Origin of the sequence: Corallococcus sp. CA053C (assembly GCF_003611675.1) — a bacterium.
Lineage (GTDB): Bacteria > Myxococcota > Myxococcia > Myxococcales > Myxococcaceae > Corallococcus.
The window spans coordinates 1-21,411 of the sequence record NZ_RAWA01000132.1; the positions used below are offsets into that span (position 1 = coordinate 1).

General features: G+C 69.5%; 19 protein-coding genes. 12 read left to right on the plus strand and 7 right to left on the minus strand.

Annotated features, from left to right (window positions below; genetic code table 11):
* Positions 1-197: 197 nt before the first annotated feature.
* The 4 genes from D7V97_RS18905 (at position 198) to D7V97_RS18920 (ending at position 6,931) form a co-directional block, all read left to right on the plus strand.
* Complete coding sequence (locus tag D7V97_RS18905; protein ID WP_120612048.1) at positions 198-3,410, plus strand: TonB-dependent receptor; 3,213 nt, start codon at positions 198-200, stop codon at positions 3,408-3,410.
* Positions 3,411-3,440: 30 nt separating this feature from the next.
* Positions 3,441-4,235: a hypothetical protein gene (locus tag D7V97_RS18910; RefSeq protein WP_120612049.1), complete on the plus strand. Its 795-nt coding sequence runs from the start codon at positions 3,441-3,443 to the stop codon at positions 4,233-4,235.
* A 116-nt stretch (positions 4,236-4,351) separates the two neighbouring features.
* Positions 4,352-5,893, plus strand: coding sequence for a radical SAM protein (locus D7V97_RS18915; protein ID WP_120612050.1), 1,542 nt, complete (start codon positions 4,352-4,354; stop codon positions 5,891-5,893).
* Between the two features lie 99 nt (positions 5,894-5,992).
* Entirely contained in the window at positions 5,993-6,931 is a 939-nt protein-coding gene (locus tag D7V97_RS18920) for a hypothetical protein (RefSeq protein WP_120612051.1), read from the plus strand.
* Between the two features lie 16 nt (positions 6,932-6,947).
* Here D7V97_RS18920 and D7V97_RS18925 read toward each other — a convergent pair whose 3' ends face one another.
* Positions 6,948-7,598: a hypothetical protein gene (locus tag D7V97_RS18925; protein ID WP_233582967.1), complete on the minus strand. Its 651-nt coding sequence runs from the start codon at positions 7,596-7,598 to the stop codon at positions 6,948-6,950.
* 22 nt (positions 7,599-7,620) lie between these two features.
* Entirely contained in the window at positions 7,621-8,175 is a 555-nt protein-coding gene (locus D7V97_RS18930; RefSeq protein ID WP_199728857.1) for a DUF4920 domain-containing protein, read from the minus strand.
* A gap of 89 nt (positions 8,176-8,264) precedes the next feature.
* Between D7V97_RS18930 and D7V97_RS18935 the strand changes: the two genes are divergently transcribed.
* Both D7V97_RS18935 and plsY read left to right on the plus strand, forming a co-directional pair.
* On the plus strand, positions 8,265-8,696 hold the full coding sequence (locus tag D7V97_RS18935; protein WP_120612054.1) for a DUF2752 domain-containing protein: 432 nt from the start codon (positions 8,265-8,267) through the stop codon (positions 8,694-8,696).
* Between the two features lie 18 nt (positions 8,697-8,714).
* Positions 8,715-9,293 carry a glycerol-3-phosphate 1-O-acyltransferase PlsY gene (plsY, locus tag D7V97_RS18940; RefSeq protein WP_120612055.1) on the plus strand — a complete coding sequence of 193 codons (579 nt, stop codon included), beginning with the start codon at positions 8,715-8,717 and terminating at the stop codon, positions 9,291-9,293.
* Here plsY and D7V97_RS18945 read toward each other — a convergent pair.
* The 3 genes from D7V97_RS18945 to D7V97_RS18955 form a co-directional block, all read right to left on the minus strand.
* Entirely contained in the window at positions 9,219-10,448 is a 1,230-nt protein-coding gene (locus D7V97_RS18945; protein ID WP_120612056.1) for a class I SAM-dependent RNA methyltransferase, read from the minus strand. The two genes, plsY and D7V97_RS18945, sit on opposite strands and share 75 nt — an antisense overlap.
* A 33-nt stretch (positions 10,449-10,481) precedes the next feature.
* Positions 10,482-10,766, minus strand: a complete 285-nt coding sequence (locus tag D7V97_RS18950; protein ID WP_120612057.1) for an antibiotic biosynthesis monooxygenase — start codon at positions 10,764-10,766, stop codon at positions 10,482-10,484.
* Positions 10,767-10,871: 105 nt separating this feature from the next.
* Positions 10,872-13,937, minus strand: a complete 3,066-nt coding sequence (locus tag D7V97_RS18955; RefSeq protein WP_199728858.1) for a DNA translocase FtsK 4TM domain-containing protein — start codon at positions 13,935-13,937, stop codon at positions 10,872-10,874.
* A gap of 188 nt (positions 13,938-14,125) precedes the next feature.
* On the opposite strand from D7V97_RS18955, the gene D7V97_RS18960 reads away from it, so the two are divergent.
* Genes D7V97_RS18960 through D7V97_RS18980 form a run of 5 tightly spaced genes read left to right on the plus strand, consistent with a single transcriptional unit; the run spans position 14,126 to position 18,078 of the window.
* Positions 14,126-14,458, plus strand: coding sequence for a zf-TFIIB domain-containing protein (locus tag D7V97_RS18960; protein WP_120612058.1), 333 nt, complete (start codon positions 14,126-14,128; stop codon positions 14,456-14,458).
* A gap of 35 nt (positions 14,459-14,493) precedes the next feature.
* Positions 14,494-14,781, plus strand: coding sequence for an Asp-tRNA(Asn)/Glu-tRNA(Gln) amidotransferase subunit GatC (gene gatC / locus D7V97_RS18965; protein ID WP_120537697.1), 288 nt, complete (start codon positions 14,494-14,496; stop codon positions 14,779-14,781).
* A gap of 6 nt (positions 14,782-14,787) precedes the next feature.
* Positions 14,788-16,254, plus strand: coding sequence for an Asp-tRNA(Asn)/Glu-tRNA(Gln) amidotransferase subunit GatA (gene gatA, locus D7V97_RS18970; RefSeq protein ID WP_120612059.1), 1,467 nt, complete (start codon positions 14,788-14,790; stop codon positions 16,252-16,254).
* Positions 16,255-16,286: 32 nt separating this feature from the next.
* Entirely contained in the window at positions 16,287-17,732 is a 1,446-nt protein-coding gene (gene gatB / locus D7V97_RS18975; protein WP_120612060.1) for an Asp-tRNA(Asn)/Glu-tRNA(Gln) amidotransferase subunit GatB, read from the plus strand.
* 1 nt (position 17,733) lies between these two features.
* Positions 17,734-18,078 (plus strand): hypothetical protein, encoded by a 345-nt coding sequence (locus D7V97_RS18980; protein WP_120612061.1) that lies wholly within the window; start codon positions 17,734-17,736, stop codon positions 18,076-18,078.
* On the opposite strand, the gene D7V97_RS18985 is transcribed toward D7V97_RS18980, so the two are convergent.
* Positions 18,075-19,112 carry a carbon-nitrogen hydrolase family protein gene (locus D7V97_RS18985; protein WP_120612062.1) on the minus strand — a complete coding sequence of 346 codons (1,038 nt, stop codon included), beginning with the start codon at positions 19,110-19,112 and terminating at the stop codon, positions 18,075-18,077. The genes D7V97_RS18980 and D7V97_RS18985 overlap by 4 nt on opposite strands.
* A gap of 123 nt (positions 19,113-19,235) precedes the next feature.
* On the opposite strand from D7V97_RS18985, the gene D7V97_RS18990 reads away from it, so the two are divergent.
* Positions 19,236-20,177 (plus strand): hypothetical protein, encoded by a 942-nt coding sequence (locus D7V97_RS18990; RefSeq protein WP_147444869.1) that lies wholly within the window; start codon positions 19,236-19,238, stop codon positions 20,175-20,177.
* Here the strand turns inward: D7V97_RS18990 and D7V97_RS18995 are convergent.
* Positions 20,170-21,132 (minus strand): isopenicillin N synthase family oxygenase, encoded by a 963-nt coding sequence (locus D7V97_RS18995; protein ID WP_120612064.1) that lies wholly within the window; start codon positions 21,130-21,132, stop codon positions 20,170-20,172. The two genes, D7V97_RS18990 and D7V97_RS18995, sit on opposite strands and share 8 nt — an antisense overlap.
* Between the last annotated feature and the right edge of the window lie 279 nt (positions 21,133-21,411).

A 21,411-nucleotide genomic window follows, 5' to 3' on the forward strand; every position in this document is an offset into this window, starting at 1 on the left:
ATCCCGCCCTGCCCGGATTGAAGGGCGGCTACCATACAGAAAAGGGTTCCGGGTTCAAGCAACCGTGTCGGGCGCCGCCGACGTGATCGCGCAATGCCCCACTGGTTACCAAAAAGCAACGGTCTATTGACAACTGCTTGACCTCGGATATTTTCCCAAGTCATTTTCGGTTGCAGCCCACCTTGGAGGGGTCAGGTATGCAAGTGAAACAAGTACTTCGGGAAACCGGAGTCGTCCTTGCTGCAGGTCTGCTGTATGGATCCGCGGCTTTTGCGCAGTCCAGCGTCATCATCGGCACCGTCATCAACACGGAGGACAAGAAGCCGGCGGCCGACGTTGTTGTGACCGCTACCTCGCCCAATCTGCAGGGCGAGCAGACCGTGGTTACCGACGCTCAGGGTAACTATCGTATTCCCCAGCTGCCACCCGGTACGTACACGTTGCGGTTCGAGAAGGAGACGTTCAAGCCTTACGCCCGCCCGGAAATCCAGCTGCTCCTCAACCGCACCATCCGCGTGAACGTGGAGCTGCTGCCTGACAGCTTCACGCAGACCGTCGAAGTCATCGGCAGCCCGCCGACGATCGACGTCGGTTCCACGAACACCGGCGTGAACGTGGATCAGGAGTTCATCAAGCGCATCGCGGTGGCCCGTCCGGTGGGCAAGGGTGGCGCGACGCGCTCCTTTGAGTCCCTGGCCGAGCTCGCCCCGGGCGCCCAGTCCGACCAGTACGGCGTGTCCATCAACGGCACGACCTCGCCCGAGAACGGCTACGTGGTGGACGGTCTGTCCACGAACGACCCGGCCTTCGGCGTGAACGCCAGCCCGCTGAGCATCGAGTTCGTGCAGGACGTGAACATCATCACCGGCGGCTACATGCCGGAGTTCGGTCGCTCCACGGGCGGTGTCATCAACGCGGTGACCCGGTCGGGCTCCAACGAGTTCCACGGCTCCGTGTTCGCGAACTGGACTCCCGGCGCCCTCGAGGGCAAGCGGAAGCTGGTCGTCGAGGACGGCACCACGGTCACCGGTCTGAACGCCCTGAGCAACCTGGGTGACTTCGGCGCGACCCTCGGTGGTCCCATCCTGAAGGACAAGCTCTGGTTCTTCGCCGGCTTCGCGCCGTCGTTCCAGCGCTACGAGCACACCCGTGCGCTCAACGCCTTCCAGCTGGAGAACCCGTTCGACCCGGCCGAGGACGCGGAGAACCCGCTCGCGAAGGACGAGAACGGCTTCAGCAAGGTCCAGCAGATCCCCGGGTCCGAGCGCAAGTACTTCGCTGACTCGCGCACGATCCAGTTCATGGGCAAGCTGACGTACCTCATCAACCAGGACCACAACGTGTCGTTCGCCCTGAACGGCACCCCGACCGTGTCGGGTGGTCTGGGCAAGCTGCAGATCAACCCCCGTACGGGTGGTCTGCCGGGCGCTCAGAACTCGAGCCTCGAGAACATCGGCCTGACCGAGAACCGCGCGAACTCCACGGGCCTCGCCCTGAAGTACGCCGGTGCCTTCCTGGAGAAGAAGGTCCTGGTCGACGCGAACGTCGGCTGGTTCCACCAGACCGCGGGCACGCCTCCTGCGGATGGCAGCGCCATCGGCACGACGAACGGCCTGGCGGGCTACGCGCTGGCGCAGTACACGCGTACGCGTGCGCTGACCACGTTCGAGAACGTGCCCAACGCGACCCAGTACTGCGGCGAGTCCGTGGAAGAGCAGGCCGTCCGCTGCCCGATCACGAACTACTTCGTCGGCGGCCCTGGCTACCTCACCGAGGCGACGCTGGATCGTTACCAGATCAACGCGAAGGGCACGTACCTGCTCAACGCGCTCGGCACGCACGTCTTCAAGGCGGGTGTGGACACCGAGTTCCTGGCCTACGACCAGAAGAAGGCCTACTCCGGTAGCGTCTTCCTGCAGGAGGCCGGCAGCGGCAGCGACCAGCCGGGTGGCCGCCACATCTGGACGGACAACCGCCGCTACGGCTACCAGACGGCGCCTGACACGCCGGTGTTCGAGACGCTCCAGAAGTCCTCGACGAACAGCACCACCATCGGTGGCTTCCTCCAGGACAGCTGGTCCATCGCCAACCGCGTCACCCTGAACCTGGGCGTGCGCTACGACGTGCAGTCCATGTACGGCGGCGACGGCAACTTGGCGCTGCAGCTCGGCAACCAGTGGTCGCCTCGTCTCGGCGCCGTGCTGGATCCGTTCGCCAACGGCCGTGCGAAGCTGTTCGTCAACTTCGCCCGGTACTACGAGCAGGTCCCCCTCAACATGATGGACCGCGCCTTCCCGGGCGAGCGCCGCTTCAGCGCGCGTCGCTACCTGGCGGAGCCGGGAACCGAGGGTGGTTGCGATCCGAGCTCGCTGGAAGGCCAGCGCGGCAACTGCGCGAACGAGCAGTTCATCGTGCCCCGCGCCGAGTCGACGACGAACTCGAACCGGCTCTACAGCGGTGGTCTGGTGCAGAGCGAGCCGGTCGACCCGGACATCTCGCCCCAGTCCTCCGACGAGTTCGTGGTCGGTGGTGAGTACGAGCTCATCGCCAACACCCGCCTCGGTGCCAGCTACACGCACCGCAGCATGGGCAAGGTCATCGAGGACATGAGCCGCGATGACGGCAATACGTACTTCCTCGGCAACCCCGGCAGCGGCTTCGCCAAGGAGTTCCCGACGCCGGTGCGTGACTACGACGCGGTGACGGCCTACCTGAACCGCACGTTCACGGACGGCTGGCTGGCGCAGGCGAGCTACACGTGGTCCCGCCTGTACGGCAACTACCCCGGTCTGTTCCGCCCGGAGAACAACCAGCTCGACCCGAACATCCTCGCGGACTTCGACCTGGTGGCCCTCCTGAACAACCGCAAGGGTCTGCTGCCCTTCGACCGTACGCACGCCATCAAGGTGTTCGGCGCCAAGGAGGTCAACTTCTCCAACGCGTTGTCCGCCAGCGTCGGTCTGTCGTACCGCGGCAACTCGGGTCAGCCGATCAACTACCTCGGCGCCTACCCGGGCTACGGCCAGGATGAGACGTTCGTCCTGCCGCGCGGCACCGGTGGTCGCACCCCGTGGATCAACAGCATCGACTCCAACGTGGGCGTCAACTACCGCGTGAGCAAGGACAGCGTCGTGTCCTTCACCCTGGACGTGTTCAACCTCTTCAACTTCCAGGGCGTGGACAGCGTGGACGAGTCCTACACGTTCTCGCAGGTCCTCCCGGTCTACGACCCGAAGACCCAGACGGGTGGCACCGCTGCCGACCTCCCCACGGACACCAACGTCGGCAAGGTTCCTCTCGCGGACGGCACGGGCCTCCTGGCAGCGGAAGACGTGAACAAGAACTTCAAGAACCCCGACCGGTACCAGGCCCCGCGGCAGATCCGCTTCGGTGTCCGGTACACGTTCTAACCACCTGACCACGTGAGGAAGATCAGCAACATGCGCAAGAGCATTCTTTCAACGCTGGTTATTCTGGGGACCGCAGGCAGCCTGACCGCCTGCGACTTCGAGCAGCCGTCCGCTGGCTGCATCGTCCAGGACGCGAGCTTCGCGACCTGGTGGGCGAAGTACGATGCCGTCGGGCCTGCGACGGGTCCCGGCGGCGCTGCCTGCCCGGACACGCTCGAGTCGGGCGACAATCTGGGGGTCTGGAAGTTCGCGAACCCCGAGACTGGTACCGCCAACCTCGTCATCCGGCCGCAGTTCATTGCCCGGATGGGCGCTGCGGACACGGGCAACGAGTTCGGCAGCCTCCAGGTCACGGGTGATCTGACCACGACGACGGATGAGAACGACTTCTGCTCGGCGAACAACTTCAACGTTGCGACGGTCAATCCGACGGTGGCCGGGGTGCCGACCAACACCACCTACACGGTGGCCAACGTGAAGGTGTACTCGTCGCCCAGCTCTCCGGGCACGCAGTTGACGGGTGAAGTCACGTACACGCGGGGCACCTGCACCTCGAAGTACGTGATGCGCGCGGTGTGGCCGGCGACCGGCTGCGATCCGCGCGTCGACCAGACGGATGCGGAGCTGGGCTTCGCCAACTGCGGCACGGGCTCGGGCATCAACCCGGACTTCTCCGTGGAGTGCGAGGCGGTCCCGAAGCGCTTCTGGAGCGGCGCCTTCATGACGGAGGAGGAGGCCGCGTACTTCGAGGAGAACGGCACGTTCCCCGCGAGCTACAACGAGGGTCGGTGCGTCCCGTCGAAGGCGATCCCGTCGTTCAAGTAGTCGGTTCTAGCCAACCCTGAAGGCCACCGCGGCCCCGGCAGCTCCTCCCCCACGAGGGAGTAGCGGTCCGGGGCCGTGGTGTTTATGCAGCCTGGAGTGCACCTGTCTGGAGGACCATGGAGGGCCGATACGAACTCATCGAGCACGTCTGCTCGCTGCTGGCGGACGAAGCGGGCACGCTCCGGAAGGAGGCGCCCTACCGGGTCGCGCTCTGCTACCCGAGCCCCTACCACGTAGGGATGAGCTCGCTGGGGTACCAGGCCATCTACCGGGAGGTGCATGAGCACGCCGGGGCGACGGCCGAGCGTGTCTTTCTTCCCGATGATGTCGAGACATACAAGAGAACACGGACGCCATTGTTTACCTGGGAATCCCAGGCACCGGTGTCTGGTTTTGCAATGTTGGCCTTCTCTGTGGCGTATGAGTTGGAGCTCACAGGGTTGTTCACGATGTTGGAGTTGTCTGGTTTGCCGGTTCTTGCGGCGGAGCGGAATGCAAGGCATCCGCTGATCGTCGCGGGCGGTCCGCTGACGTTCTCCAACCCGGATCCGCTGGAGCCCTTCGTGGACGTGCTGGTCCAGGGGGAGGCGGAGGATCTGATCCACGTCCTGTTGGACGCGGCGGCCTCCATGGACCGCGAGGCGCTGCTGGATCACCTGGCGCGGATCCCCGGCTTCCGCGTGCCCGGGCGGGGCGGCGCGCGCTACCACGTCGCGAAGGCGACGGATGCCCGGCTGCCGGCCCGGACGCAGATCATCACGCCGCACACGGAGCTGCGGTCGATGTTCCTCATCGAGCCGGAGCGGGGCTGCTCGCGCGGCTGTCACTACTGCGTCATGCGCCGCACGACGAATGGCGGCATGCGCACGGTGCCCCCGGAGCGGATCCTGTCGCTCATCCCCGAGCACGCGCGGCGCGTGGGGCTCGTGGGGGCGGCGGTGACGGATCATCCCCGCATCGTGGAGTTGCTGCGCACGCTCGTGGACGCCGGCCGCGAGGTGGGGGTGTCCTCGCTGCGCGCGGACCGGCTCACGCAGGAGCTGGTGGATCAGCTGCGGCGGGGCGGGGCGACGAACCTCACGGTGGCGGCGGACGGGGCCTCGCAGAAGATGCGGGACCTGGTGGACCGCAAGCACTCGGAGGAGCAGATCGTCCGTGCGGCGCGCTTCGCCCGTACGGCGGGCATGAAGCAGCTCAAGGTCTACAACGTGGTGGGCCTGCCGCACGAAGACGACGCGGACATCGACGAGCTGATCCGCTTCACCACCGAGCTGTCCCGCATCCTGCCCGTGGCGCTGGGGGTCGCGCCCTTCGTGGCCAAGCGCAACACGCCGCTGGACGGTGCGCCCTTCGCGGGGGTGCGCGAGGTGGAGAACAAGCTGGAGCGGCTGCGCAAGGGCCTGCGCGGGCGGGCGGAAGTGCGGCCCACCTCCGCGCGCTGGGCCTGGGTGGAGTACATGCTGGCCCAGTGCGGCCCGGAGGCGGGGCTCGCGGCGATGGACGCCTGGCGCGCGGGCGGCAGCTTCGCCGCGTGGAAGCGGGCCTTCCAGGAGCGTGAGTGCGTCCCGTACCTCGCCCGCCGGGTGGAGGACGGGCGGCGCCAGCCCACGGTGTGGCCCATCGTGCCGGGGCAGGCCCCCCAGGCGTCCGCCGTCTGACGGGGCTCGCCAAGGCCGTACCCGTCAAGCCCCGCTTTCCGCTACAAGATGCCCAGCGGGGCCGATGGCCGGCACTCGCATGGCCTCGGAGCGCATCTGGTGAGCACGCAGCGCATTGACAAGTCATGGCAGCAGAAGGGCCTCAAGGACTACCCGACGGAGGCCCTGCTGGGCACGCTGGGGCACTACGGCATCCCCGTGAGCGAGGAGGACTACCGCAAGCTGGCGGAGACGACCTATCCGCTCGGCATCGCCCAGAAGTGGAAGGGCACGTGGAAGGGCACCGGCCCGTTCAAGGACTACGTCGTGGCCGCGGCCGTGGAGCTGTGGCGCCGGTGGATGTCCGACCGCGTGTCCCCCCAGGACTTCACCGAGGGACTGGCGGCGCTGATGAACGCGCTCGTGCAGCGCCTGAACGGCGTGCAGGACGCCCCGGTGGCCCCCGCCTTCGAGCGCGTGAAGTCCCTGCGCTCGCGCCTCACGCTGGATGACAAGGGCAACCTGCCCGCGCCGTTCCTCCAGGAGGCGCTGGCGCCCTTCTCCGAGAAGGACGCGGAGCTGTTCGACAGCCTGGCGGAGTCGCTGGCCGTCCAGGGTCACCAGGAGGACGCGACGGCGTTCGCCGACATCGAGGAGTTCCTGCTGCCCGACCGGCGCGGCATCTCCCAGGCGGTGGTCCGCGCGGCCCGGGGCGAGCGCGAGCCCGCCATCCAGGACCTCAAGAACCTCATCCACGACGCGGCGCGCGCGCCCATCTCGCGCCTGCTCGCGGTGGACGGCCTCATCCACCTGCAGGCGTGGATCGACGCGGCCATCGAGGGTCGCACCCTGCTGGCGGAGGCGGAGAAGGCGAACGACATCCACCTGTCGCTCGACCTGGTGCCCCGCCTGGAGCACATCTTCAAGCAGCAGAACGACCGCGCGGCGCTCCTGGAGCTGATGGGCACGCAGGAGCGGCTGGAGGCCCAGCACGACAAGATGCACCCGGGCCACCGGCAGCACCGGCACCAGCACGCGCAGCCGCAGCGCCGGCGTTAGTCGCCGGGAGGGCCGCTCACCCCGTGCCCGTGCGCTTGGGGCCCCGTGACCGCGGGGCCCTGGCGACGGCCGTGGCAGGGGGAGCGCTCGGGGCCGGGACACCGGCCTGCTCCACGGCTCCGGCTCCGACTTCGGACATGGGCGCTTCCGGGGGCGCGCTCCCGGGCATCACCGTGGCCGCGCGCTTGAGCTTCACCGCGCTCACGCCGGGCACGCCCTCCGCCACGTCCCGCACGGGCACCACGGCGCCCACGGTGGTGTAGCGGATGGCGCCTGTCTGGGTGAAGGCGTGCTTGAGGGCGTACTCCTTCGCGCGGGGCAGGAACCACTCGCGCACCTGGGGCAGGGGCAGCACGTGCAGCTCGCCCTGCGTGAGGAACACGTACACCATCAGGTCCGCGCCGCTGTAGAGGAAGCAGCCCGGGGTGTCCTTCTCCAGGTTGGACACCAGCTCGAAGAAGTAGCGGCGACGGGTGGCGTTGCGGTCGCCCTTCACCTCGATGCCGCGCACCTCTCCCGTGGGCAGCTCCCAGAGCAGGTCCACGCCCCGGTGCTGGAAGCGCGGATCCAACTGCACGTCGTGCACGCGCGAGCCCGGCTCCGTCTCCAGGAGCCACGCGCGGGCGTGCTGCACGGCCCGGTCGGCCGCGCCCTGCACGCCTCGCATGCTGAAGCTGCGGCCTCCCATGCTACGGGCGGCGCAGTTCGACGCCGGAGGCCACGAGCTGGACTTCGCGCGGCTTGCCGTCGGTGCCGCGGGGGACGATGGCGCCCTCGGCCTCGTAGTGCTTCGCGTGGGCGTCGCTCAGCTCCGCGACCTTCACCACGCCCTCCACGCGCGCCTGCGAGCCCGCGGAGTCCAGCGGGACGAAGAAGCCGTAGTCCTTGAACGTCACGCGCACGCCCGGGCTCTTGGCGTCCTGGGCCAGCTCCATCCAGCAGCCCTTCTTCTCACAGGCTTTGCGCACCTGGCCCTCCACGCGCACGACCTTGCCGTCGTGGGCCTGGGGCTTCGCGAGCAGCTCCGCGAGCTTCACGGCCGGCGCGCCCTTGAGGGCCTCGCCCCGGGTGAGCGTCCAGCCGGTGTTCGCGTCCTTGGCGGCTTCGGGGGTCTTGGCCTCGGCGGGGTGGTGGCAGTCGCTCGTCGCGGCGGCGGCCTTGGCGGGCGCGGGCGTCTTCTCCGCGGCGAGGGCCACGAGGGGAACGGCGACCAGCGTCAGGAGGGCGGTGCGGAGCATGTGCATGCCCGTTCGCTTAGCCCAGGTTTCCGGGCCCCGGCAAGGCGCCCCTTCCATCCTTCCGGCTTGTCCAGCACACTCGGCACGAGGTGCGCATGAAGGTCACCATCCCCGCCCCCAACCGCCGGTTGGGTACATTCGAATGGCTCGGGCTGCTCGGGCTCGGGGGGCTGCTCGTGGGGCGCTATGTCCCCGTGGCCCGCATCATCCCGTTCTGGGGCTGCGTGCTGCGCGAGCACACAGGCTGGCCCTGCCTGGGCTGTGGGCTCACCCGGGTGGCGGACCGCGTCGCGCACTTCAACATTCCAGGGGCCTGGGAGGCCAACCCGCTGGGCACCGTGTTCGCGCTGCTGTTCGCGGCGGCCGCGGTGGTGACGGTGCTGCACTTCCTCTTCGCGCTGCCCATTCCCGAAGTGGAGCTGGAGGAGCGCGAGTGGCGGTGGGTGCGCATCGCGTTCCCCCTGGTGTTGCTGGCCAATTACGCCTACGTCGTGCTGCACACCCGCTTCCCGCACCTGCTGTCGTAGGGCCGCGCCCCGTCCTCCGTGCTCACCGCCTTCCTCCTGCTGGGCTACCTCTGCGGCTCCGTGCCCTTCGGCGTGCTGCTGACGCGGTGGCTGCGCGGCGTGGACGTGCGTGACAGCGGCAGCGGCAACATTGGCGCCACCAACGTCACGCGCGTCGCGGGCAAGAAGCTGGGCGCGGTGGTGCTGCTGCTGGACGCGCTCAAGGGGGCGCTGCCGGTGGGGCTCGCGCTGCACTGGATGCCCGGGGACGCGCGCTCGCACGCGCTGGTGGGGCTGGCCGCGGTGCTGGGGCACGTGTACCCGGTGTGGCTGCGGCTCAAGGGCGGCAAGGGCGTGGCCACCGCGCTGGGCGTGCTGTGCGTGCTGGTGCCTACGGCGGCGCTCGCCGGGGCGGCCATCTACGGGCTGGTGGTGGCGAAGTGGCGCGTCAGCTCCGTAGGGTCGCTGTCCGCCGCCGTCGTCGCCATCGTCACCGCGTTCTTCACCGCGCGCTCGCGCGATTACGTGCTGCTCACCGCGGGCCTATTCGTCCTCATGCTCTGGACGCACCGGAGCAACCTCCTGCGACTCGCCCGGCGCAGTGAGAACCGGCTGTGAGCCGCCGGGCGTGAACGGCGCGCGGTAGCCCAGCAGGGTGCAGGGGATGGGGCCGTTCCACACGTCGCGCCTCGTCATGGGCCGCGCGTGGAAGGCGCTCTCGAAGGCGGGGTTGCCGGACAGCACCCACACGCGCCAGCCCGGCAGCGCGCGCAGCGAGTCGCCCAGCTTGAAGTAGAAGGTCTTCATGCCCTTCTGGCCGCCGGAGCCCAGCCGGTCGCCATAGGGCGGGTTGGTGAGGATGAGCCCGCCGCCCTCCGGCAGGGGCCCGAGCTTCGTCGCGTCGCCCACGGCGAGCTGGATCTCCTCGCCCAGCTTCGCCGCCTTCACGTTGCGGTCCGCGGCCTCCAGGGCCTCCTCGCTCTTGTCGAAGCCGAGGATGGGGACCTCCACCTTGCGCTCGTTGCGCCGTGCGTCCGCACGCAGGTCCGCGAGCAGCTCGCGTGCGCGGGTGCCCATGTGTGGCCAGCGCTCCACCGCGAAGCTTCGGCCGATGCCCGGGGCGCGCTTGCGCGCGATGAGGCCACCCTCGATGACGATGGTGCCCGAGCCGCACATCGGATCCACCAGCGCCTCCTGGCCGGTGTAGCCCGCCGCGCGCAGCAGGGCCGCGGCCAGGTTCTCCTTCATGGGCGCGGGGGTGGGGCGCACGCGGTAGCCGCGCCGGTTCAGCGGGTCGCCCACGAGGTCCAGCGACAGGGACAGCTTCTCCTTCACCAGGTGCGCCACCACGGACACGTCAGGGTTGCGCGTGTCCACGTCCGGACGCGAGCCCAGCTTGTCGCGCAGCCGGTCCACGATGGCGTCCTTCACCTTCAGCGCCACGAAGCCCGAGTGCGCGTGCTCGGTGTCCTTGAGGTTGGCGTCCACCGCGAACGTCACGTTGGTGGTGAGGTGCTCCTCCCACGGCACGCTGGCGACGGCGTCGTAGAGCCCCTGCGCGCCGGGAGCCGTGAACTCGCCCAGCGGGTAGAGCACGCGCATGGCGATGCGGGACCAGAGGCAGACGTTGAGGGCCTCGTCGAGCGCGGCCATGAAGCGCACGCCGCCGCGGTCCTGGCGGATGCGCTTGGCGCCGAGCTCCTTCAGCTCCTCGGCCAGCAGGTCCTCGGTGCCGCGCGCGGCGGTGGCGAAAAGGGCAAGACGTTCAGCCATGGTGCACGCCCTTAGACGAGCCCGGGGCGATTGTCATGTGGCCACGACCTCGTACATCGCGAAGGTGGCGTCTTCCTGCGAGGCGCTGGCCCCCTTCGCCCGCTGGAAGTCCTCGGACTGGAAGTAGGCCTTCAGGGACTCGCGGTCCTTCCAGCGCGTCACCAGCAGGATCTCGGGCGAGCGCTCGAACGAGCGCAGCACCTCCAGGCCCAGGAAGCCCTCGTAGCCGTCCACGCGCCGCGAGCGTTCCTGGAGGCGGTGGACCCAGCCGTCGGCCTCGTCGGGGGAGGCTCGGAAGCGGGAGATGGCGACGATCATGCGCGGGTGGCTCCGGGCCTGGGAAGACGAACAACGGGGGCGCCCGGAGCAGGTCCGGAGCGCCCCCGTGGGGAAAACCTTGGGGGAACGGCGGTCCGTTCCCGGCTACATCGCCCCGGCGCCGGGCATGTCGCCCAGGCCGCGCAGTAGCACTTCGCGGGGCTTGGCGCCGTCCGCGGGGCCCACCACGCCGTCGCGCTCCATGCGTTCAATCATGCGCGCCGCGCGGTTGTAGCCGATGCGCATCTTTCGCTGGAGCATGGAGATGGAGACGGAGCGCATCTCGCTGACCGCCGCGAGCGCCTGGTCGTAGAGCTCGTCGGACAGCTCGTCCTCCTCGCCCCCGCTCTCCACGTCCTCGTCGCGCGGCTTGAGGATGGACTCGTCGAAGACGGGCTTGCCCTGGGCCTTGAGGTGGTCCACCGCCTTCTTGATCTCCTGCTCGGACACGTAGGCGCCGTGCACGCGCTGCAGGTGGGCGCTCGTGGGCGGCATGATGAGCATGTCGCCCATGCCCAGCAGGGCCTCCGCGCCCACCGTGCCCAGAATCGTCATCGAGTCCGGCTTCGAGCGCAGCATGAAGCTGATGCGCGTGGGGAAGTTGGCCTTGATGATGCCGGTGACGACGTCCGTGGACGGACGCTGCGTCGCGACCATCAGGTGGATGCCGGCCGCGCGCGCCATCTGCGCGAGGCGCGCCACGTAGGTCTCCACCTCGCGGCTCGCCACCATCATCAGGTCCGCGAGCTCGTCGATGATGACGACGATGTAGGGCAGCTTCTTGAGCTCCTTCTTGTCCGCGGCGGCCTGCGCGGGCGCGGCCGCGTCGGAGTCCTCCTCGAACTCGGCGTCCACCTCGCCGTCGGCCTCCAGGTCGGGGGACGGTTCGGAGACGATGGCTTCGCGCAGGTCGTCGCTGTCGTCCTCGCGCGGGGCGGCCACGCCCATGCCCTCGCTGGCGGAGGCGGGGGCTTCGCTGCCCTCCACGTCCACGACGAAGAGCTTCTTGGGCTTCGACTTCTTCTTCGCGGCGGGCGCGGCGGCGGGCTTCACCTCCGACGCGCTGGTCTCCACCATCTTGTTGTAGCCGGCGATGTTGCGCACGCCCGCCTCGGACAGCAGCTGGTAGCGGCGCTCCATCTCCTCCACGGCCCAGCGCAGCGCGAGCGCGGCCTTCTTCGGGTCGGTGACGACGGGGAGCAGCAGGTGCGGGATGCCCTCGTAGACGGAGAGCTCCAGCATCTTCGGGTCCACCATGATGAAGCGGACCTCCTCGGGCGTGGCCTTGAGGAGGATGCTCATGATCATCGCGTTCACCGCCACGGACTTACCGGAGCCGGTGGTGCCTGCGATGAGCAGGTGGGGCGCCTTCACCAGGTCGAAGACGTACGGCATGCCTTCGATGTCCTTGCCCACGCACATGGTGAGCTTGCTGACGCTCTTCTGGAACGTGTCCTGTTCGGCGATCTCCTTGAGGAACACCGTCTCGCGGTCGCGGTTGGGGACCTCGATGCCCACCACGCCCTTGCCGGGGATGGGGGCGACGATGCGGACACGCATGGCCTCCATCGCCATGGCCAGGTCGTCCTGGAGCGCGGCGATCTTGCTGACCTTGATGCCGGGTCCGGGCAGGAACTCGTACATGGTGACGACGGGGCCGGGGCGGATCTCCACCACCTCGCCCACGATGCCGAAGTCCGCGAGCTTCGCGCGCAGCTTCTCCGCCGTGACGAGGAACGCGTCCTTGTCCAGCGCGGTGCGCTCCTTCTTGTCCGCCTCCAGCACGTCCAGCGGCGGCAGCGAGAAGCTCTTGCGGTCGCCGACGAACTCGAACTGCTCATGCGGCCGCTTCACCGCGGTGGGCTTGGGCGGCGCCTTGGGCTCCACGATGAGCGGCATGCGCGCCAGGGCGGCGGGCGGCGCGGGGATGAGGGCGTTGCCCGGAGCCGCGGCCACGGGCTTCTCCACCACGGGCTTCACGGGCTCGGCCACCGGCGGGGCGAGCGACGCGGCGGGCACGGGCGGCGAGGACGGCGCGGCGGGCGGGGTGACGATCTGCGGTGTCTTGCGGGCGCGACGCAGCGGCTCCGAGCCCTCCGCGTTGGCGGGCAGCTGCGGCTGGGGCGCGAGGAAGGACGCGGCCCAGGCCGGATCCGCGCCCGGGGACCGGCGCTCCGCGCGCTCGGCCCGCTCTGGAGATGCCGAGGGCTGCTCGTCCTGCGCGTCGTCGTCTTCGGGCGTCTCCTCGCGCGTGGGCTTCTTCTCCGGCTTCTCGCGCGATTCCTTGACCGCCTTCTTCGCGTTGGCGGCCTGCTCCTTCTCCGCGAGGCGCGCGAGGCGCACGGCCTCCTCGGCGAGGGCCTCCGCTTCGGCGGCCTCGGCCTCTTCGGCCAGACGCTCGGCCTCCGACAGCTCCTCTTCTTCCGCCTCCAGCTCGGCGAGGAAGACGGCCTCCTCCTCCTTCTCCTTCGCGAGCCGCTCCTGGCGGGCCTGGTAGGAGACCTTCTGCGCTTCCCAGAAGACGTGGGCGGACTCGGAGACGCGGCGGCCCAGGACCGTGAGGCCGGCCCACACCAGCGAGCACAGCTTGAAGAACGTGTACTGCGTGCCCACGATGAGCGCCGCCGCGCTGATGGCGGTGACGAGGATGACGGTGCCGACGGTGGAGAACATGCCCTCCATCAGGCCGCCCAGGCCCGCGCCCAGCGCGCCACCGGGCGGGTGCGCCCAGCCCTTGTCCTTGGCGAACATGAGCTGCGACAGCACGGCCACGCTGCACGTGAGCAGCGCCAGGGAGATGATCTGCGGCAGGCGGCGGCGCTCGCGGTTGCCCACGAACAGCACCACGGCGGTGTAGATGCCACCCACGGGGATGAAGTAGGCGCACACGCCCAGCGCGCCCCGGAGCGTCTCCGCGATGAGGTGGCCCATGGGGCCCACCGCGTTGCGGAAGCCCGGGCCCGTGCGGTCATGCGCGTCGAACGTGGCGACCGCCAGCAAGGACAGCAGCGAGGCGGCCAGGACGAAGACGCCCATGAGCGCCCGTCTGGCCGGGCTGGCTGCCCCCCCTGCCTTCATCTTCTTGTTCGCGAGCGCCTTGCGCTTGGTCGCGATTTCCTGTCGGGAGAGCACTGCCTTCTCCGCCCGACCACCCTTCTTGGCCGCTGTCATGGACCCCGGTTCCCTCTGCCCGATTCCAGCCGCGTAGCGAGCTGTAGCAATCCGCGCGGCGAGAATAGGGAGGGACGGCCTGGGGTCAATTTTCCGGCAGGCCTCCGAGGGGGCGGAACAGGGCCTACATTTCGACTGCGACCCGTGGGGGAGAAGGTATGGTGCCCCCGTCAAGGAGAACCCGAACCATGTCCGACCTGACCCCTGAAAAGCCCTCCCACAACGAAGACGACTACTTCGCGCGCGAGGAGATCGAAGCCAAGCGCAAGCTGGCCCTGCAGCAGTCCCAGCAGACCGCGGCCCAGCAGCGCGAGGACCTCAAGAAGCTGCACTACATGAAGTGCCCCAAGTGCGGCATGGACCTGCAGACGCTCAAGCAGGGCAACGTGGAGCTGGAGAGCTGCTTCAACTGCCACGGCGTCTGGCTGGACGCGGGCGAGCTGGGCGAGGTCATGAAGCAGCACGGCCACGAGGGCGGCAAGGTGATGGGCGCCATCCTCAACCTGTTCAAGCGCTCGTAGCAGGCGGTTTACCCCTCACGGGAGGAGGCTTCCCCATGGCCCTCACGCTCGAGCAGGTCCGGCACGTGGCCACCCTGGCGCGGCTGTCACTGACACCGCAAGAGGAGGCGCGCTACGCCACCCAACTGTCCCAGGTGCTGGACGCGGTGGCGGAGCTGGAGGCGCTGGACGTGAGCCAGGTGGAGCCCACCTCCCACGCGACGCTCGCGTCCTCGCTCTTGCGCGAGGACGTGATGCGGCCGTCGCTGCCCCCGGAAGCGGGCCTCGCCAACGCGCCGGCGAAGGTGGGCACCGCCTTCGCGGTCCCGAAGATCCTGGAGTAGCCCACCATGTCGTCGACGCTCACCGACCTGTCGATGCTGGAGCTGGCGGCGAAGCTGGCCACGCGAGAGGTGTCCTCGGTGGAGGCCACCCGCGCGAGCCTCCAGCGCATCGCCCAGGTGGATCCGAAGGTGCGCGCCTTCCTGCGCGTGGACGAGCCCGGGGCGCTGAAGGCCGCCGAGGCCAGCGATGCACGCCGCCACGCGGGCAGTCCCGCCAGTGCGCTCGACGGCGTGCCGGTGGGGCTGAAGGACATCTTCCTCACCGAAGGGCTGGAGACCACCTGCGGCTCGCGCATCCTGGAGGGCTTCGTCCCGCCGTACGATGCCACCGTGGTGCGCCTGCTGAAGGAGGCGGGGCTGCCACTCGTGGGCAAGCTGAACATGGACGAGTTCGCGATGGGCTCGTCCAACGAGTCGAGCGCGTACTTCCCCACCCACAACCCGTGGGACCTGACGCGCACGCCGGGCGGCTCGTCGGGTGGTTCGGCCGCGGCGGTGGCGGCGCGCGAAGTGTTCGGCGCGTTGGGCACCGACACGGGCGGCTCCATCCGTCAGCCCGCGGCGTTCACCAACACCGTGGGGCTCAAGCCCACCTACGGCCGGGTGTCGCGCTACGGCGTCATCGCCTTCGCCTCGTCGTTGGATCAACCGGGCCCCATGGCGCGCACGGTGGGGGACACCGCGGCGCTCTTCCAGCTCATCGCCCGGCATGATCCGCGCGACTCCACCTCCGCGGACGTGGCGACGCCGGACTGCCTCACGGGCCTGGAGGACGGGGTGCGCGGCCTCAAGCTGGGCGTGCCGCGCGAGTACTTCACCGCCGGCATGGACCCGGAGGTGGAGGGCACGCTGCGCGCGTCGCTGGAGGAGTTCGAGCGGATGGGCGCGACGCTGGTGGACGTGTCGCTGCCGCACACGAAGTACGCGCTCGCGACGTACTACCTGCTGGCCTCGTCCGAGGCGTCCAGCAACCTGGCCCGCTACGACGGCATCCGCTACGGGCAGCGGGCGAAGGACGCGCGCGGGCTGAAGGAGCTGTACACGCAGACGCGGGGGCAGGGCTTCGGCGCGGAGGTGAAGCGCCGCATCATGCTGGGCACCTACGCGCTGTCCGCCGGTTACTACGACGCCTACTACCTGCGCGCGCAGAAGGTCCGCACGCTGATCCGCGAGGACTTCACGCGGGCCTTCCAGCAGGTGGACGCGCTCGTGTCGCCCACGTCGCCCGTGCCGGCGTTCAAGCTGGGCGACAAGGTGGACGACCCGCTGTCCATGTACCTGATGGACGTCTACACGCTGCCCTGCAACCTGGCGGGCCTGCCGGGCCTGTCCGTGCCGTGCGGCTTCACGCAAGCGGGGCTGCCGGTGGGGCTGCAAATCCTGGGGCGCCCGTTCGACGAGGCCCGCCTGCTGCGCATCGCCCGCGCGTTCGAGCGCGAGCACGACTTCTTCCGCCGCGCCGTCCCCGTCTAGCGGGGAGCAGGCGCCGGCAAGGTGACACCGCCATGCCCCTGAGTGATTTCCAGACGGTCATCGGCCTCGAGGTCCACGCGCAACTGCTCACGCAGTCGAAGATCTTCTGCGGCTGCTCCACCGCGTTCGGCGCCGAACCCAACCACCACACCTGTCCGGTGTGCCTGGGGATGCCCGGCGTGCTGCCGGTGCTCAACGAGCGCGTGGTGGAGTACGCGGTGCGCACGGGGCTGGCGCTCGGGTGCACGGTGAAGCCCACGAGCGTGTGGAGCCGGAAGAACTACTTCTACCCGGACCTGCCCAAGGGCTATCAGATCACCCAGTACGACCAGCCCATCTGCGAGTGGGGCGAGCTGGTCATCGACACGCCGTCGGGTGAGAAGACGGTGCGCGTGCGGCGCATCCACCTGGAGGAGGACGCGGGCAAGAGCGTGCACGACGCGTCCGCGTCCGCGGGCCAGAGCCTGGTGGACCTGAACCGCGCGGGCGTGCCGCTGATGGAGATCGTCAGCGAGCCGGACCTGCGCGACGCGGACGAGGCGGTGGAGTACCTCAAGGCGCTGCGCGACGTGCTGGTGTACCTGGGCGTCAACGACGGCAACCTGGAGGAGGGCAGCTTCCGCTGCGACGCCAACGTGTCGGTGATGCCCAAGGGGTCCACCACCTACGGGCAGCGCTGCGAGTTGAAGAACCTCAACTCGTTCCGCTTCCTCAAGCAGGCCATCGAGTACGAGGCGGCGCGGCAGGTGGACGTCCTGGAGTCCGGCGGCAAGGTGGACCAGGAGACGCGCCTCTGGGACGTGAACAAGGGCATCACCCGGTCGATGCGCTCGAAGGAGGACGCGCACGACTACCGCTACTTCCCGGAGCCGGACCTCCAGCCGCTCCTCGTGTCGGACGCGCTCCGGGATTCGCAGGCGAAGGTGTTGCCGGAGCTGCCCCGCGCGAAGCGCACGCGCTTCATGGGTGAGTACGGCCTGCCGGCCTACGACGCGCGCATCCTCACCGCCGAGCGCCCGCTGGCCGACTTCTTCGAGGCCTGCGCGGCCCACGCGCCGGACGCGAAGAAGCTCTCCAACCTGTTCCTGGGCGAGTTCAGCCGGCTCTTGAAGGACGAGGGCACGCCGCTGTCCGCGCTGCGCTTCACCCCGGCGCAGATGGGGGAACTCCTGGCCACGGTGGAGAAGGGCACGGTGTCCGCGAACGCGGCGAAGGACGTGCTCGGGGAGATGTTCCGCACGGGCCGCGCGCCGGCGGACATCATCGCGGAGAAGGGCCTCGCGCAGGTGAGCGACGTGGGCGCGGTGGAGGCGGTGGTGGACGACATCCTCGCGAAGAACGCGGGCGAGGTGGAGAAGTACAAGGCCGGCAAGAAGAGCGTGTACGGCTTCTTCGTGGGCCAGGTGATGAAGGCGATGAAGGGCAAGGGCAACCCCGGCCTCGTCAACGAGCTGCTGAAGAAGAAGCTCGGGGACTAGCGTGGCGCGGCTGCTGACCGTCGAGGGCGTCTCGTACCGGTGGAGCCTCCAGGGCCGGAGTGAATCCCTGGGAGGGCTCGCCTACCGCCTGCTGACGGTCGTGTGGGCCGAGGCCACCCGTCAGGCCCTGCACGTATGGATCCGCCACGATGATCCGTGGCTCCATGTCGGCGACGTTGATGCCTCCGCGCTGGAGACGCGCAGCGTGGGCCCCGGCCTGGTGGGTCGGGTGGTCACGCTGGCGCGGGCCGCGGGCTGGGAACCTGAGAAGCGTGGGCCCACGCTCAAGTTCCTCCTGGAGGAGGACGCGAGGCTCGTGGCCCTGGATGCGCCCCGTGGGGATTAGCGCGGCACGGTGACGTGGAGCACGTCCTCGCCGCGCGGATCCGCGGACTGGGCGAGCACGTGCACGTCGTCCGGTCCCCGGCGCTCCAGGATGAGCGAGGGGGCCTCGAAGGTGTTCTCGAAGAAGCCGCCGGTGAGCTGCGGGTTCACCGCGTAGCGCACGCGCTTGAGCGTGCGCAGCTGGCTGAAGAGGCCCTCGTTGAACCACTGCTCGCTGCGGAGCTGCGACTCGCCGGGCGCGTTGAAGGCCCAGGGCGCATCCCAGGCCCACGCGTTGGCGGAGGGCTGCGCGAGCACGTCCACGCCGAGCGCGTCCAGGTACTGCGCGCACGGCACGAACCACGGCTCGCCGGAGGTGTGCGGTTCGCGGAAGCCGTCGTAGCAGACGAGCGTGCCCAGCTTGCCGAAGGGCGTGTCCACCACGGGCAGGTCCTCGGGGCGGCCGGGGCTCAGGTTCAGCACGTCCTCCTGCGTGGGGACCAGGTTCACCTTGCGCGTGACGCCCACGCAGTGACCGTCCGGGGAGAATGTGTAGCTGGTGTTGAAGGTGCGTGCGCCCGCCGGCGCGTACTCGGGCGTGTCGATGCCCAGGCGGTTGGCGGGGAGCAGCGCGCTGCCGGCCACGACCCACAGGCCGTAGTCGCGCGCGATGCCGGAGAAGGTCTCGAACATGGTCCGGTGCACGAGAGGCGCCACCGTGGCGAAGAGGCACTCCTCCATCGACGGTGGCCGGAAGGCGCGCCACGTGCGGAACAGGGCCCGCCACTCCGCCAGCGCCACGCGCGTCATCGCGCCGTTCGTCGTCTTGCAGCGGCGCACGCGCGACAGGTGCCCCATCAGTGCGAGCGCCGCGCCCACCATCTCCGGCCAGACCGCGAGCGCGGGGTTCAGCGGCCGGCCCGAAGCATCCCGGGGCCGCAGCGCGTCCACCCGCGCCGCGAGTGCCCGGTGGCGTGCGGCGAACGTCTCTGGCGAGGCGTAGTCGTCGAGCGTGACGCGCGGCTGGATGGCGAACAGGTCGAGGGAGGTGGGCACGGGAAGGGGAGGATGGCACTGGCCCCCGGGAGGCGCGAGCCTCGTGGCACCGGACCGTCAGGTTCCGTCAGCGCTCCCGTCGGGCCCGTCTTCCCGGAGCGCCGTGGAGGAGACGTGACGCGCATGAAGAGGACACTCACCGTCGAGGTGCACACGCGGGTCGACGTGGCGGAGGCGCTCGCGGGACGCAAGGCGAAGGCCTGGGGCGTGGCGCCAGACCACACGCTGTGGTGGCTCGCGGACGGCGGACGCGAAGGAGATGAGGTCCTCCACCACGCGGAGGACTGGGACACCTGGGAGCGGTTCGCGCTGCCTCGCGAGGCGCCGGACTTCCACTTTGTCCAACCGCTGCCCGGGGACGAGGTGCTGCTCGTGAACGCGCGTTGCAGCTACCGCTCCGAGAAGGAGCATGAGCGCAACGCCTGGGTGTACTCGCGGGAGGGCACGCTGCTGCGGGCGCTGACGCTGGGGGACGGCATCGCGGATGTGCAGACGACGGCCGACGGACAGGTCTGGGTCAGCTATTTCGACGAAGGCGTCATCGGGAACCGGGGATGGGGACGCGGTGATGCCGCCTCCACGCCCATGGGCGCGGACGGCCTGGTGCGCTTCAATGCCCTGGGACTGCGTCAGGAGAGCGGCGTGTCGATGGCGCTCGGCCTGGAGGAGATCATCGTGGACTGCTACGCGCTCAACGTCGCGTCCGAGCAGGAGACCTGGTTCTACAGCTACACGGACTTCCCGCTGGTGCGCCTGCGGCCCGGACGCCCTTCCACGGTCTGGCAGTCGCCGGTGCGGGGCGCGCACGCCATCGTCGTCAGTGACACGCACGTGCTGTTCGGCGGCGGCTACGAGGACCGGTGCGAGCTCCAACTCTTCTCGCTGTACGACAAGGGCCATCAGCGGCTCGGCCCCGTGGCCCGCGTCGTGCTCACGGACGAGACGGGACGTCCGTGGCAGCCCACGCGGCTCGAGGGGCGGGGCGCCTGGCTCCACGGCGCGGAAGGGACTCGCCACTTCCGCGTGGACCTGGCGGAGCTGATGGCCCGGGCGGCGGCTACTTGAGGAAACCCAGCTCGCGCAGCCGCTGCTTGAGGAACGCGTCCGCGGTGATGGGCGGGTGGCGCGCGGGGTTGTCCGGCGTCTCCATCTGCGGCAGCGGCTTGAGGACGCAGTCGGAGAACGGGTGCACGAAGAAGGGCATCGAGTAGCGCACGGTGTCCTGCTCCGTGCTGGGCGGGTTCACCACCCGGTGCGTCGTGGACGGGATGACGCCGTTCATCACCCGGCTGAGCATGTCGCCGGAGTCCACGACGATCTGCCCGCGCAGCGTGTCCACCGGGATCCATTCACCGTCGCGCGTGAGCAGCTCCAGGCCGCCGGACGTGCCTTCACACAAGAGGGTGATGAAGTTGATGTCCTCGTGCTCGGCGGCGCGCACCGCGCCCGGGATGAAGCGGTCCTTTAGGGGCGGGTAGTGGATGAGCCGCAGCACGGAGTTGCCGTCCACCGTCATGTCGCTGAACGTGTTGCGCGCGATGCCCAGGTAGTCCGCCAGCGCCTGGAGCATCACCGTCGCCGCGTCGTCCAGCTCCCGGTAGAGCGTCAGCGTGTGGTCGCGGAAGGTGGGCACCTCCTCGGGCCACACGTTGGCGCCATAGTCCTCGCGGTAGGGGTGGTCCACGGGCAGCTCCCGGCCCACGTGCCAGAACTCCTTCATGTCCCCCACCTTGCGGTTCTTCGCGTGCTCCTGGCCGAACGCCATGAAGCCGCGCTGGCCCGGGCGCTCCGGCACCGCGTAGCGCGTCTTGGTGGACTCCGGCAGCTGGAAGAAGCGCTCCACGTCCGCGTACGTGCGGCGGATGAGCGCGTCCTCGATGCCGTGGCCTTCCACGGTCACGAAGCCGAACTCCTTGAGCGCGTCGCCAAACACCTGGACGAAGCGGGCCCGCTCGTCGGGCGTGCCGGAGCGGTAGTGGGACAGGTTCACGGTGGGGATGCGTCGGGCCGAGCGGGACATGGGGCCGCATCCTAGCCGCGTGACTCCTTCCTGACACGCCGCAGTCCTCCGCCCGACCCTCACCCCGACCCACGGGAGGAAGGGGCCCTCACTTTGTGACACCGGCACTTGTCGACAGTGGATGCCGGGCTTCCTGGATGTACAGATTGGGCGGGGATTGGCCAGAGGGGGGGCGGTATGGCCGAAGTCGCGAGGAGCCAGCGCACGTGTGGGGCGTGCGGTCGGACACATGGACCGGAGACGGCATGCGACACGCTCGTCCCGGAAGCAGGCGACGGG